We start from the raw sequence: 14,122 nt of genomic DNA on the forward strand, positions 1-14,122 counted from the left end.
CCATGGCTCGCATTGACCTCGTCGATCTCGCCCACTCCTACGGCGGCAATGATGCGCCGCAGGACAGCTTTGCGCTGAAGCCGGTGACCATGACCTGGCGGCAGGGCGGCGCCTATGCGCTGCTCGGCCCATCCGGCTGCGGCAAGACCACGCTGCTCAACGTCATCTCCGGCATCATCACGCCGTCACGGGGAAAAATCCAGTTCGACGGGGTGGACATCACACCGCTGTCAACCCAGAAGCGCAACATCGCCCAGGTGTTCCAGTTTCCGGTGATCTACGACACCATGACGGTGGGGCAGAATCTGGCGTTTCCGCTGAAGAACCGCGGCGTGCCGAAGGCCGAGATCGACAAGCGCGTCGCCGAGATCGGCCGCCTGCTCGATCTCGAGCCCTATCTGAACCGCAAGGCGACGCGGCTGACCGCCGACGCCAAGCAGAAGATCTCGCTCGGCCGCGGTCTCGTGCGCTCCGATGTCGCCGCCGTGCTGTTCGACGAGCCGCTGACCGTGATCGATCCCGAGCTGAAATGGCAGCTCCGCTCCAAGCTGAAGGCGCTGCATCGCGAGCTCGACCTCACGATGATCTACGTCACCCACGACCAGACCGAGGCACTGACCTTCGCCGACACCGTGGTCGTCATGCATGACGGTCGTGTCGTGCAGAGCGGTACCCCGGCCGAGCTGTTCGACAAGCCCGCGCACACCTTCGTCGGTTACTTCATCGGCTCGCCCGGCATGAACATCTTGCCGGCGGAGGTGAGGGGACGCGAGGCCAGGATCGACGGCCACGTCATCGCGCTGAACCGCGCTTACGACAATCTGCCTGTGGGGGCGAAGATCGAGATCGGCGTCCGTCCCGAATTCGTGGAGGTCGACGCGCCCGCGCCCGGCCTGCTCGGTGCAAAGATCGAGCGCATCGACGATCTCGGCCGCATCCGCTTCGCGCGCGTCCGTGTCGGCGAAGCCAAGCTCGCCGCGCGCGCACCCGCCGGATTCACCAGTTCGGACGGCATGGCCGGATTGAAGTTCGATCCGTCTCACGTCCACGTCTATGCCGACAGCCTTCTGGTGGAGGGAGCTGCCTGATGGACAAGATCGTCAACCAAAAAGCCTGGTTCCTGGTGCTGCCGGTGTTCCTGGTCGTCGCCTTCTCGGCGGTGCTGCCGCTGATGACGGTGGTGAACTATTCGATGCAGGACACCTTCGGCAACAACCAGTTCTTCTGGAACGGCGTCGGCTGGTTCAAGGAATTGCTCGATCCGTCGACCGATCTCGGCGGTCGCTTCCTGGCTTCGCTCGGACGCAATCTGTTCTTCTCGCTGGTGATCCTCGCGATCGAGGTGCCGCTCGGCATCGTCGTCGCGCTGTCGATGCCGCGCGAGGGCTGGACGGTGGCGGCCTGCCTCGTCATCCTCGCGCTGCCGCTTTTGATTCCGTGGAACGTGGTCGGCACGATCTGGCAGATTTTTGGCCGACCCGACATCGGCTTGCTCGGCTATGTCCTCAATGCCATTGGGGTCGACTACAATTACGTCTCCAACGACATCGACGCCTGGGTCACCGTCATCGTGATGGACGTCTGGCACTGGACCAGCCTCGTCGCACTGCTTTGCTATGCCGGCCTGAAGTCGATCCCGGAGGCTTATTACCAAGCCGCCCAGATCGACGGTGCCTCGCGCTGGGCCGTGTTCAAGGCGATCCAGCTGCCGAAGATGAACCGCGTGCTGCTGATCGCGGTGCTGCTGCGCTTCATGGACAGCTTCATGATCTACACCGAGCCGTTCGTCGTCACCGGCGGCGGGCCCGGCAATTCCACTACCTTCGTGTCGATCGAGCTCGTCAAGATCGCGCTCGGCCAGTTCGATCTCGGCAAGGCCGCGGCGCTGTCGCTGGTCTATAATCTGATCATCCTGATCGTCTGCTGGATTTTCTACACCGTCATGACCAATGCCGGCGCCGAGCGGAAGCCCCAGGAAGGAGCCGCCTGATGCATTCGATTCCCGGCCGCCGTCTCATCATGGGGCTGTTCCTGATCTTCCTGCTGCTGCCGATCTATTGGCTCGTCAACATGAGCTTCAAGACCAACGCCGAGATCGTCTCGACGATGACGCTGTGGCCGCACACGCCGACGCTGCAGCACTACAAGCGCATCTTCACCGACGAGAGCTGGTATTCCGGCTACATCAACTCGCTGGAATACGTCGTTCTCAACACCATCATCTCGATTTCGGTCGCCTTGCCTGCGGCCTACGCGTTCTCGCGCTACCGCTTCCTCGGCGACAAGCATCTGTTCTTCTGGCTCTTGTCGAACCGCATGGCGCCGGCCGCAGTCTACGCGCTGCCGTTCTTCAACCTTTATTCGGCGATCGGCCTGTTCGATACGCCGTGGGCGGTCGCGCTCGCGCATTGCATTTTCAACGTGCCGCTGGCGGTGTGGATCCTCGAGGGCTTCGTCTCCGGCGTGCCGCGCGAGATTGACGAGACCGCCTTCCTCGACGGCTATTCCTTCCCTCGCTTCTTCATCAAGATCCTGGTGCCGTTGATCGCGAGCGGCATCGGTGTCGCCGCCTTCTTCTGCTTCATGTTCTCCTGGGTCGAGCTTCTGCTTGCGCGCACGCTGACCTCGGTGTCGGCCAAGCCGATCGCCGCGATCATGACCCGCACGGTGTCGGCGTCGGGCATGGACTGGGGCCTCTTGGCAGCGGCCGGCGTGCTCACCATCATCCCGGGCGCGCTCGTGATCTGGTTCGTCCGCAACTACATCGCGAGCGGTTTTGCGCTCGGTCGCGTCTGAGGAGGCATCAATGGAATCGATCGCATGGATGGCCTGGACGCTGCCGACGGCGATCTTCTTCGCCGCGCTCGCCTGCACGCTCGCCGTGATGACGTGGCTTGCGGCGGTCTATCCCGAAGCCGAGCGGGTCGGCGTGCTCCGAATTCCGACCACGCGCGGCGACCGCCTGTTCATTTCGCTGATATCAGCGGCGGTCATCCACCTTCTCTGGATCGGCTTCTTCGGCACCGATGCGATCGCAACGCTGCCGATCGGCGAGGAAGGCGTTGAAATCTCGCGCCTGTGGCTCGCAAGTGGAATTTCGCTGGTCACGGCCGTGCTCATTTTTCGCACGGTCTGAAGCTCGCGAAGGGACGGCCAGATCCGGGGGCAATCCGGGTCTGTATAAAAGTTTGTCGCTGCAACGGAGGAACAACATGCGACCGTTTAGGAGAAGGAAAGGTCCATTGACCAAGAATAGCTTTCTGACCATGTCCAGCGCCGCCGCCATCATTGCGGTGTCGTTCGCCGTCTCGGCGCCGGTCCGCGCCGCCGACGACGCCGTGATCCAGAAGTGGATCGCGGAATTCACGCCTTCGACGCTGTCGAAGGAAGACCAGAAGAAAGAGCTGGAGTGGTTCGCCAAGGCCGCCGAGCCCTTCAAGGGCATGGAGATCAACGTCGTCTCCGAGACCATCACGACTCACGAATATGAGTCGCAGACGCTGGCCAAGGCGTTCTCCGAGCTCACTGGCATCAAGCTCAAGCACGACCTCATCCAGGAAGGTGACGTCGTCGAGAAGCTGCAGACCCAGATGCAGTCCGGCAAGAACGTCTATGACGGCTGGATCAACGATTCCGACCTGATCGGCACGCATTTCCGTTACGGCCAGACCGTCGTGCTGTCGGACTACATGACCGGCGAGGGCAAGGACGTCACCGATCCCATGCTCGACGTCAACGACTTCATCGGCAAGTCATTCACCACGGGGCCGGACGGCAAGCTCTATCAGCTGCCCGACCAGCAGTTCGCCAACCTCTATTGGTTCCGCTACGACTGGTTCACCAACGCCGACTACAAGGCCAAGTTCAAGGCCAAGTATGGCTACGAGCTCGGCGTGCCCGTGAACTGGTCCGCCTATGAGGACATCGCCGAGTTCTTCACCAACGACATCAAGGAGATCAACGGCGTCAAGGTCTACGGCCATATGGACTATGGCAAGAAGGACCCCTCGCTCGGATGGCGCTTCACCGACGCCTGGCTGTCGATGGCCGGCAACGGTGACAAGGGCATTCCGAACGGCCTGCCTGTCGACGAATGGGGCATCCGCATGGAAGGCTGCCGTCCGGTCGGCTCCTCGGTGGAGCGTGGTGGCGACACCAACGGTCCGGCCGCAGTCTACTCGATCACCAAGTACCTCGAGTGGCTGAAGAAGTACGCGCCGCCGCAGGCGCAGGGCATGACGTTCTCCGAAGCAGGCCCCGTGCCCGCCCAGGGCAACATCGCCCAGCAGATGTTCTGGTACACCGCCTTCACCGCCGACATGGTGAAGCCGGGCATCGCCGTGATGAACGCGGACGGTACGCCGAAATGGCGTATGGCTCCCTCGCCCCACGGTTCGTACTGGAAGGAAGGCATGAAGCTCGGCTATCAGGACGCCGGCTCCGTGACGCTGCTGAAGTCGACCCCGGCGGATCGCCGCAAGGCGGCCTGGCTCTATCTCCAGTTCATCATCTCGAAGTCGGTGAGCTTGAAGAAGAGCCATGTCGGTCTCACCTTCATCCGTGAATCCGACATCTGGGACAAGTCGTTCACCGAGCGTGCGCCGAAGCTCGGCGGCCTGATCGAGTTCTACCGCTCGCCCGCGCGCGTGCAGTGGACCCCGACCGGCAACAACGTGCCCGACTATCCGAAGCTCGCGCAGCTGTGGTGGCAGAACATCGGCGATGCGTCGTCCGGTGCGAAGACGCCGCAAGCTGCGATGGATGCGCTGGCCGCTGCTCAGGACTCCGTCATGGAGCGCCTGGAGAAGTCCGGCGTGCAGGGCGCCTGCGGTCCCAAGCTGCACAAGAAGGAGACGGCCGAATACTGGTTCGCCAAGGCCCAGAAGGACGGCACGATTGCTCCGCAGCGCAAGCTCGCCAACGAGAAGCCGAAGGGCGAGACTGTCGACTACGACACCCTGATCAAGTCGTGGCCGGCAACCCCGCCCAAGCGCGCGGAAGCGAAGTAAGCGGCGCGTAGCGTCATCAAATGCGAAAGGCCGGGAGCAATCCCGGCCTTTTTTGTTTGTTGTGAGCCATTCTGCTCACCCCACCGTCACTGCGAGCGAAGCAAAGCAAAGCAATCCAGAGTCTTTCGGCGGAGGCAGTCTGGATTGCTTCGTCGCACCAGCGCAAAATTGCTTCACAATTTTGTCGCAGGCTCCTCGCAATGACGGCGGAGAGAGCGAAACCTTACTCCGCCGGCTCGGCCGCCAGCGTCGGATAATCCGTGTAGCCCTTCGCACCGCCGCCGTAGAACGTGTTCTTGTCCCAGTCGTTCAGCGCTACGCCCTGCTTCAGCCGCTCGACGAGGTCGGGGTTGGAGATGAAGGGCTTGCCGAAGGCGATGAGGTCGGCCGCATTGGCGTCCAGCACCTTGGTGGCGAGATCGAAATCGTAGCCGTTATTGGCGACGTAGGCGCCGGCAAAGCGCTTGCGCAAGGATGCATAGTCGAACGGTGCGATATCGCGCGGGCCGCCGGTGGCGCCTTCGACGACATGGAGATAGACCAGCTTCAGCGCGCTGAGGCCGTCGACGATATGGTCGTACAGGGCTTGCGGGTTGGAATCCGCGATATCGTTGGCCGGCGTCACCGGCGAGATGCGGATTCCAGTACGGTCGGCACCGGCCTCGGCCACGACGGCCTTGGACACCTCCAGCATCAGCCGCGCGCGGTTCTCGATGGAGCCACCATAAGCATCGGTGCGCTTGTTGGCGCCGTCCTTGGCGAACTGCTCAAGCAAATAACCGTTGGCGCCGTGAATCTCGACGCCGTCGAAGCCGGCCTCCAGCGCGTTCTTCGTGGCGCGCTTGAAATCGTCGATAATCCCGGGGATTTCGGAGAGCTCGAGCGCGCGCGGCTCGGAGACGTCGGCGAAGCCGCCGTTCACAAAGGTCTTGCCCTTGGCGCGGATCGCGCTCGGTGCCACCGGGGCTGCGCCACCCGCCTGCAGATCGACATGCGAGATGCGGCCGACATGCCAGAGCTGGATGAAGATCTTGCCGCCGCGCGCGTGCACCTTGTCGGTGACCTTGCGCCAGCCGGCGACCTGGTCCTTGGAATAGATGCCGGGCGTGTCCTGGTAGCCCTGGCCCTGCTGCGAGATCTGGCTCGCTTCGGTGATCAGGAGCCCCGCGGAGGCGCGCTGGCCATAATAATCGGCGGCGAGCGCACCAGGCACGAATGTGCCGGGCACGGCCCGGTTGCGCGTCAGCGGCGCCATCACCAGGCGGTTGGCCAGCGTGATCGGGCCGAGCTTATAGGTCTCAAACAATTTGGTCGAACGGCTCATGGGGGGATGCTTCCAGGGATGTGAGGTCCCGAACACTTGTGCATCGCGACATCAGGCGCAAGGGAGGAGCCATACGGAAAGTGCAGGCGAGCTACGCGGCAGGGGCCGCGTAGCATAATTCATGTGCGATTTTGCCCGCGACAGTGGATTGCGACTGCCGCGGCCGTGCGATTTCGCAAATCAGTTCGCGCCCATGAAATCGCGCTTGCCGATCTCGACGCCGTTGTGGCGCAAAATGCCATGGGCGGTCGTGGCGTGGAAATAGAAGTTGGGCAGCGAGAACGCGCTCAGGAATTGCTGGCCCTTCATGGTGATGGATTTGTCGGGGCCGGCGGGGAAGGTGACGTCCTTGGTCTCGGCACCTTCGAACTGCTCGGGCTTGAACGACTTCACATAGTCGATGGTCTTGGCCAGCCGCTGCTTCAATTCCGCAAAGCTGGTCTCGGTGTCGGGTGTCGAGGGCACCTCGCTATGGGTCAGTCGGGCGCAGCCCTTGGCGGCGAAATCGCTGACGAGCTGGATCTGCTTCGACAGCGGCAGCATGTCCGGGAAGAGGCGCGAGCCGAGCAGGACGCTGGGGTCGATCTTCCTGGCCGCGCAATGCGCCTCGGCTTTGGTGAGCAGGCCGGTGAGGCTGTTCAGCATTTGCAAATAGGCGGGGACGGCCGCGTCGTAGAAGGACATGTGATGCTCGCTTGTGAATGGGAAAATCTCAGGAGAAAACCTGAGCTACTCACATGGGAGGCTCACGAAAAAATACAATCGCGGGGAGCTGCTTGTGCAGTGCGAAAATTCTACCGCGCCACTGGCTCCGCTGCCGTGGCCACACTCTCCGCTGTCTTCGCCCGGCCTGACCGGTTGAATCCGCCCGGTATCCTCCGAGACGGTTGTGATAGGGCCGAGAGGCCGCAGCGTACTGGATTCCCCGCCTTCGCGGGGAATGACTACGGATAGATATTCTACCTCACCATCCCTGCCGGCTGCGCCTGCGCCGTGCCGCCGCGCATGCGCGCGAGGAGCTCGGCGGTCGGCCAGGAATCGGCCGGCAGGCCGTGCTTGATCTGCATCGCCTTGACGGCAGCGCGGCTCTGCTGTCCCAGCACGCCGTCGACCTTGCCGACATTAAAGCCGGCACGTACCAGCAGTTGCTGCAATTCCTTGAGCTCGTTGAACGGCAGTTGCGCCACCGGCGCCGACGACTTGCGCATAGGGGCTGCGCCCGCAATGCGCGAGGCGAGATAGCCCGCTGTCGTCGAGTAGATCAGCGAGTTATTCCACTCGGTGTAGGCCGCGAAATTCGCATAGGCCATGAAGGCCGGGCCAAAGCGTCCCATCGGCAGCAGCACGGAGGCCGCGAGATTGTCGTTCGGCAAGGGACGGCCGTCGGGATAGGTGACCCCTAACTGCGCCCATGTCGAGCGCGGCTCTCGGACCGTAAGATCGGTCTTATCCCAGGGCAGGTTTGGCGGCACCTTGATCTCTTCCAGCCACGGCTCGCCGCGCCGCCACTTCAGGCCGTTGGCGATGTAGTTCGCGGTCGAGCCGATCACATCGGCCGGCGACCGCAACAGGTCGCGCCGTCCGTCGCCGTCATAGTCGACGGCGTAATTGACGTAATGCACGGGCAGGAACTGGGTCTGCCCGAGCTCGCCGGCCCAGGAGCCGATCATCTCGTCAGGATGCAGATCGCCGCGGTCGATGATCTTGAGCGCGGCGATGGTCTCGCCCACGAACATCTCCGAGCGGCGACAATCATAGGCGAGCGACACCAGCGATTTCAGCGTCGGCAGATTTCCCATGTTGGCGCCGAAGTCGCTCTCCAGCCCCCAGAACGCGGCGATCACCGCCGGCGGCACGCCATATTCCTTTTCCGCGCGCGCGAATGCGGCGGCGTATTGCTTGATGTGCTGCTGCCCGTTCTGCATGCGATAGGGCGCCGCCATGCGGCCGGCGAATTCGGTGAAGAGCTGGCCGAACACACGCTGGCCGCGGTCGCGGTTGACGATGCCCTGGTCGTAGACGAGGTAGGGCGAGGCCTCCGCGATGGTTCGCTGCGAGACGCCGGCGGCCACGGCCTGTTGCTTCACGTCGGCGAGAAAGCGATCGAAGCTCGCGCCATTGTGGCACGACGCCGCGCGCGGCGACGGTGCAGTGGCTCTGGGCGCCACGGGCTTGGCAGGCGGTGAGGCGAACTGGGCGGAGGCGGGGACGGAAAGCGCGAAAAGCGCGACGGCCGCGATCAGAAATCGGGTCTGGACCATTGGGGTTCCGGCGGGGAAGGCGCAAGCGTAGATTCGCCCGAAGCTTAGGTCAAGTGATGGCTTCAAGCCATCCTTTCCGTGCCACCCTAACCGAACAGCCGCATCAGCAGCGCCTTCCCGACCGGGAGCGCCCTGACGCCCTGATAGGCGCGGACATACTCACCCGCATAGAACGCCCGGATGGCATGCACGCGCGTATCCATGCCTTCCTCGAAGCGGACCGCAAATCCATCGGTGGTTCGCCGCACCACGATCGCTGCGATCGAGCGGCCATAGATCTTGCACTCAATCGTGCTGCCGGGGTGCGGCGGATCGGGATCAATCAGCCGCGCGCCGGTGATGGAGATGTCGGCGAGCCGCGCGAGATGCGACTTGCCGTCCTGGCGCAGCAGCACCGTCTCATTGCGATCAAAGCGCTCCGCCTTGCGCTTGCGCGGCTGCTCGATGCAGACGAAGCAGACCACGGTGAGGATGAATGCGTTGTAGAGGCTCCAGGTCAGAGCCAGCCCGCCATAGGCGATGTTCTCGCCGCGCAGGTGCAGGATGAAGGCATAGGCGATGGCTGCGAGCGTGACGAGAAGCGCGGTGCCATAGAGCCGCAGCAGCGGCCATTCGACAAATCTCCTGTCCCGGTCTCCGCCTTTCGCCGTGACCTTGAACTTGTGTCCTTTCGGCTTCAGCAGACCGGTTGCCACCGCCTTCAGCACTGCGGGCGCGGCGATGAGTTGCGACACGTCCGTCATCATGGCCAGCGAGCGGCCGTGCGACAGCCAGGCCATGCTGAGACTGTGCCAGACATAGAACGGCAGAAAGAACCGGAGCAGCTCGCTCAGGTCGGCCCGGACCGCCTTGATGCCGAAGAGCAGGAACAGCCAGGGCACCACGAGGCCCGCCACCTTCGACGTGTAGACCGCGGACCAGCTCATGAAAGCATCGACCAGCGAGAGTCGGTCGATGAAGGAGAGCTTCGACTTTCTCGACAGCGGTCCGCTGCGGCCGCGCACGATTTGCATCAAGCCGAGGCACCAGCGGGCGCGCTGGGTGATGTATTCCTTCAACCCTTCCGGCGCGAGCCCGATCGTCAGCCGCTCGTTGAGATAGATCGTGTTGAGGCCGCGTTCCTTCAGGCGAAGGGTGACGAGATAGTCTTCCGTAACGGAATCGGTCGGAAATCCGCCGATCAGCATCAGTCCGTCGTAGCGAATGAGCGATGAGGTGCCGCAGCAGAATGCGACGCCCCAGGCGTCCTTCGCCGGCAGCAGTATGTCGAAGAAGAAGCGTTGCTCGTCCGGCCAAACGTCGGTTGCAGCAAGGTTGCTCTGGATCGGGTCGGGATTGATGAAGTGCTGCGGCGTCTGCACCACCCCGACCGAAGCATCGTCCATGAGCGAGATGGTCCGCGCCAGGAAGTCGGGCCGCGGCACGAAGTCCGCGTCGAGGATGGCCACGAATTGCGGCGGCTTCGGCATCGCACCGACATGTCGGAGCGCATGATTGATATTGCCGGCCTTGGCGTGATGGTTGTCGGGTCGCGTGAGATAATGGCAGCCGAGTTCACCCGCGAGTCGCCGCAGCCAGGGCCGTCGGCCGTCGTCGAGCACCCAGACGCGGTAGTTGCCGTATGTCATGCCGGTCGCGCCGATGATCGTGCGCTCGAGGATCGATCGTTCCTCGTTGTAGGTGCAGATGAAGACGTCGATCAGCGGCGCGCCCGGATCGAAGGCGCGGCTATCGATCCTGGCTGATCTGGAACGATCGATTGTTCGGCTCAGGAACAGCAGAGACAACGTGACCGCGACGAGCGAGGCCGCTTCCAGCAGCAGGAAGGGATAGCCGATCACGGCATCCGCGGTCAGATGCGGCGGCGGGAGAGTCGCTGTGACGCGCCAATGGAGATAGCGGAGCAGGAAAACGACTGACACGATGGCCAGGAACGAGCGTGCCATCGTGCTGTCGCGCCTGAGCAGCGGCACGATCGCCATGAAGGCGCCGAGCGCAATCAGGCCGGGCGTCAGCGCCGTCGTCACGGTGCGGTCTCTTGCCTTGCAAACACCACGCGGCCGGTGCGTCCCACCGTGCAGGCGTGGGCAGCACCATCACCGAGCGCAACGGTCACGCGATAGGGCTCCTTGCTCAGCGCGTCGGGATTGATGGCGAGATTGGCGGGCGCGCCGGCGGCGCCGGTCAGGTTGACCACGGTGCCGGAAATCGGCGCGCCGCCGTCGTTCGGCTCGAAGGTCGCGTGGTCGCCGAGCTGCAAACGGTTGTAGACGTTCTCGGTGACGTTCGCGGTGATGACGGCGCCGCTGCAATCGAGCACCTTGAGCAGCGGTTGGCCGGCTTGCACGTCCTCGCCCGGCGAGGTCATCATCTCCCAGACGCGCCCTGTGACGGGTGTCGTGATGTTGGCTTCGGACAGATCGGCGAAGCGAATCTCTTCGGTGATGATCTCGCTGGCGAGCCAGGCGATCTCGGTGTCGGTGCGTGCGAGGTCAGCGTCGAGGTCGCCGGCACGCTGGCGCATCTCTTCCTCGCGCTGCACCGAGCTCGGCCGGTCGTTGTAGCTGTCGCCGAGGAAGGAGCCGTTCCGTGCCGCGGCAAGCTCGACCTTGGCCGCGTCCAGCCGCTTGCGCGCACCGAGCTCGATCTGCTGCGACACGGAGAGCTCGCGGGTCAGCCGTGCCAGCTCGACGGTCGAGACATTGCCGGATTTCGCCAGCGAGGATGCGCGGTCGACCGCGGCATTGGCTTCCTCCCGCCGCGCTGCGGCGGCCTCGATCGAGGTCTGGATCTCGGCGATCCGGGCCTCGAGCTGGAGCACGCGCCCGTCGCGGAATTGCGTCGCCTGCCGCGCCAGGTCCTTTTGCGCTGCCTGGGCCGAGGCAAGCTTGGCGGCAAGGCTCGGCCGCTCGTTCTCCAGGCGTGATTTCTGCCGCCGGAGATCGTCGAGCCGGGTGCGATCGCCGCGCGGGTTGACCACGCGCAAGACCACGGTCCCGGCGTCGAGCCTGGCCTGATCGGTCAAGCGCTGCGCGGCTGCCACACGGCCGCCGATCGGCGTGCGCAGGGTGACGAGGCGGGAATTCAACACGGCCTCGACGCTTGAATACTCCCAGACCGCGCGCAGCGGCAGCCAGCCGAAAATGGCGATGAGGGCAAGTCCGATCGCGATCTTCGCGCCGCGCCTCAGATTTGGCCAGCGCCGCTGCGATTCCGGCTGTGTCTGCGCATCGGGTGCGGGGCCGGGCTCGTCATTGGCGAACATCTGTTCGTACAGCGCCTCCTGCAATCCCTTCGCGTCAGTCCTCGCGTCGATCTTGGCGTCAGTCTTGGCGTCGTGAGGGGAGGGAGCAGATGCGGGATCGACGGAGGCGGCGCTCGAGCGGTCCATCATGACGATCACCTTGCTGACGGGGTGCCAACGGAACCGGTCAATGCGCCGCGACTGCGCGGCGTGCCCGGTTGCCACGAATTAAGCCGCGATTGTGCTTTCCAGGCTGCTAAACTTATGCGGGTGTTTTTGCGCAAATCCCGCTCAAGCTTTAGCGGCGCGGGAAAGGCTGACGCCGCGATGGATGTGCGGCCGGGCGACGCACGAACCTTGCGGTAGCAGGCAGCATTCATACCTCGGGGTGCCGGCCAGAGGTTCGCCCGCGGCCGCCTTTGGAGACGGCCATGAACTATTTTCGTACTGCAATGCTGCTTGCAGGCCTCACCGCCCTGTTCATGGGCGTCGGCTATCTGATCGGCGGCGCCTCCGGCGCCATGATCGCGCTCGTCATTGCCGCGGCGACCAATCTCTTCACCTACTGGAACTCCGACCGCATGGTGCTCTCGATGTACGGCGCCCATGAGGTCGATCGTTCGACCGCGCCCGAGCTGGTCGGGCTGGTCGCGGAACTTGCGGGTCGGGCAGGCTTGCCGATGCCGCGCGTGTTCCTGATGGACGAGGCACAGCCGAACGCGTTCGCGACTGGACGAAACCCGCAAAACGCCGCGGTGGCCGTCACCACCGGCCTGATGCGCCAGCTCAGCCGCGAGGAGCTCGCCGGCGTGATCGCGCACGAGCTCGCCCATATCAAGAACCACGACACGCTGCTGATGACGATCACTGCCACCATCGCCGGCGCGATCTCGATGCTGGCGCAGTTCGGCATGTTCTTCGGCGGCAATCGCGAGAACAACAATGGTCTCGGCATCGTCGGCTCGATCCTGATGATGATCCTCGCCCCGCTCGGCGCCATGCTGGTGCAGATGGCGATCAGCCGTACCCGCGAATATGCCGCGGACGATCTCGGTGCGCGCATCGCGGGGCAGCCGATGTGGCTGGCTTCCGCGCTGGTCAAGATCGAGGGCGCCGCGCATCAGGTGCCGAACTATGAGGCCGAGCGAAACCCCGCGACCGCGCACATGTTCATCATCAACCCGCTCTCGGGGCATGGCGTGGACAATCTGTTCGCCACCCATCCCTCGACGCAGAACCGCATCGCGGCGCTTCAGCAGCTTGCGGCCGAGCTCGGCGCGCGGGCGGCGCCGTCGGTAGGCGCCAACGAGAACTATCCGCCGCGCGGCCCATGGGGCCGGTCGTCCTCGCGTGGTCCTTCACGCGGCCCCTGGGGCTGATACGAAGCCCGGGGCAATTTGCAGCCGGATTTGTGACCTGGCGCACACAGGATCGTCGGAGCCGGTGTTAACACCCCCGGCGAGACACTTTCTTCGAAAGGGGATGCGTGACCGGCCCGCTGCCGGCCACCGTCGAAGATGACCAGAGCTGCCGTACCATTGCTGATCGTCCTGTGCGTGCTCGTCGGCCTGTCCACGCACATGGTCGTCAATTGTGGCGACGAGGACGATCCCGACATCTGCTCGGCCGTGATCGGCTTCTCGCCGCTGCGCGGCTCGCTGATCGCCTTTGCCTATGAGGGGCGCGGACGGATCGCGCTGCGCCATGGCGACTTCAGGCGGGCGGTCGCCGATTTCGACGAGGCCATTCACCTCAATCCCAATCGCGCCTCGCTCTATCGCGACCGCGCGCTCGCGCGCCGTCAGAACGGCGATCTTGAACTCGCCATCGCCGACTATGACGAGGCGATCGCGCATGATCCCAAGCGCGCTGCGCCCTATCACCAGCGCGGTCTCGCGCTCGCCGCCACGGGCGATCTCGACCGCGCGATTCTGAGCTACAACACGGCGGTCCGCCTCGACCCCTCGGATGCGCAGGCCCGCCTCGACCGTGGCCTTGCGTTCCTCGCCCGCGGCCAGGCCGACGATGCGCGCGCCGATTTCGAGGCGGCGCTGGCGCTGCCCGCCGGCAAGGACGGCCGCACCCGCGAAGCCGCGCGCGCCAGGCTCGCCGAACTCGCCAGCGCCGAGCCGACGCAGGTGTCAGTGCCGAGGCAGTGAGGGGGCTCTATCCACCGAATCCTGGAATCGTAGGGTGGGCAAAGGCGCCCTTGCGCCGTGCCCACGATCTCTACAATACGGCAACAGACGGGTGGGCACGCTTCGCTTTGCCCACCCTTGTATTA

Annotated in this window: 12 protein-coding genes; 7 read left to right on the top strand and 5 right to left on the bottom strand. The window is 64.2% G+C overall.

The features are described 5' to 3' along the window. Positions 1-2: 2 nt before the first annotated feature. The 5 genes from AABA84_RS34495 to AABA84_RS34515 all read left to right on the top strand — a co-directional run bounded on the left by AABA84_RS34495 (position 3) and on the right by AABA84_RS34515 (position 5,009). Positions 3-1,088, top strand: a complete 1,086-nt coding sequence (locus AABA84_RS34495; protein ID WP_338308899.1) for an ABC transporter ATP-binding protein — start codon at positions 3-5, stop codon at positions 1,086-1,088. Beyond that, positions 1,088-1,990 carry a carbohydrate ABC transporter permease gene (locus tag AABA84_RS34500; RefSeq protein WP_338314334.1) on the top strand — a complete coding sequence of 301 codons (903 nt, stop codon included), beginning with the start codon at positions 1,088-1,090 and terminating at the stop codon, positions 1,988-1,990. Before AABA84_RS34495 ends, AABA84_RS34500 begins: the two co-directional genes overlap by 1 nt. After that, positions 1,990-2,796 carry a carbohydrate ABC transporter permease gene (locus AABA84_RS34505; protein ID WP_194406557.1) on the top strand — a complete coding sequence of 269 codons (807 nt, stop codon included), beginning with the start codon at positions 1,990-1,992 and terminating at the stop codon, positions 2,794-2,796. The genes AABA84_RS34500 and AABA84_RS34505 overlap by 1 nt, the downstream gene beginning before the upstream one ends. A gap of 10 nt (positions 2,797-2,806) precedes the next feature. Continuing rightward, positions 2,807-3,136, top strand: a complete 330-nt coding sequence (locus tag AABA84_RS34510) for a DUF2160 domain-containing protein (RefSeq protein WP_018323269.1) — start codon at positions 2,807-2,809, stop codon at positions 3,134-3,136. Positions 3,137-3,266: 130 nt separating this feature from the next. Then, positions 3,267-5,009 carry an ABC transporter substrate-binding protein gene (locus tag AABA84_RS34515; protein WP_212249373.1) on the top strand — a complete coding sequence of 581 codons (1,743 nt, stop codon included), beginning with the start codon at positions 3,267-3,269 and terminating at the stop codon, positions 5,007-5,009. Between the two features lie 223 nt (positions 5,010-5,232). Here the strand turns inward: AABA84_RS34515 and AABA84_RS34520 are convergent, their stop codons facing one another. The 5 genes from AABA84_RS34520 to AABA84_RS34540 form a co-directional block, all read right to left on the bottom strand. Beyond that, positions 5,233-6,333 (bottom strand): alkene reductase, encoded by a 1,101-nt coding sequence (locus tag AABA84_RS34520; protein WP_338308900.1) that lies wholly within the window; start codon positions 6,331-6,333, stop codon positions 5,233-5,235. A gap of 180 nt (positions 6,334-6,513) precedes the next feature. Then, positions 6,514-7,017, bottom strand: coding sequence for a DUF1993 domain-containing protein (locus AABA84_RS34525; RefSeq protein ID WP_338314335.1), 504 nt, complete (start codon positions 7,015-7,017; stop codon positions 6,514-6,516). A gap of 275 nt (positions 7,018-7,292) precedes the next feature. Further along, the gene (locus AABA84_RS34530) at positions 7,293-8,594 is read right to left on the bottom strand and encodes a lytic murein transglycosylase (protein WP_338314336.1); all 1,302 of its coding nucleotides are present in this window, start codon (positions 8,592-8,594) and stop codon (positions 7,293-7,295) included. 86 nt (positions 8,595-8,680) lie between these two features. Further along, on the bottom strand, positions 8,681-10,621 hold the full coding sequence (locus AABA84_RS34535; RefSeq protein WP_338308903.1) for a glycosyltransferase: 1,941 nt from the start codon (positions 10,619-10,621) through the stop codon (positions 8,681-8,683). Further along, positions 10,618-11,988 (bottom strand): HlyD family secretion protein, encoded by a 1,371-nt coding sequence (locus tag AABA84_RS34540; RefSeq protein ID WP_338308904.1) that lies wholly within the window; start codon positions 11,986-11,988, stop codon positions 10,618-10,620. The genes AABA84_RS34535 and AABA84_RS34540 overlap by 4 nt, the downstream gene beginning before the upstream one ends. 281 nt (positions 11,989-12,269) lie before the next feature. Here AABA84_RS34540 and htpX point away from each other — a divergent pair, with 281 nt between their 5' ends. Further along, entirely contained in the window at positions 12,270-13,217 is a 948-nt protein-coding gene (gene htpX, locus AABA84_RS34545) for a zinc metalloprotease HtpX (RefSeq protein WP_212249258.1), read from the top strand. 138 nt (positions 13,218-13,355) lie between these two features. Continuing rightward, positions 13,356-13,997 carry a tetratricopeptide repeat protein gene (locus tag AABA84_RS34550; protein ID WP_018323277.1) on the top strand — a complete coding sequence of 214 codons (642 nt, stop codon included), beginning with the start codon at positions 13,356-13,358 and terminating at the stop codon, positions 13,995-13,997. Positions 13,998-14,122 lie beyond the last annotated feature (125 nt).

Origin of the sequence: Bradyrhizobium sp. TM239 (assembly GCF_036247985.1) — a bacterium.
Taxonomy (GTDB): Bacteria; Pseudomonadota; Alphaproteobacteria; order Rhizobiales; family Xanthobacteraceae; genus Bradyrhizobium; species Bradyrhizobium ottawaense.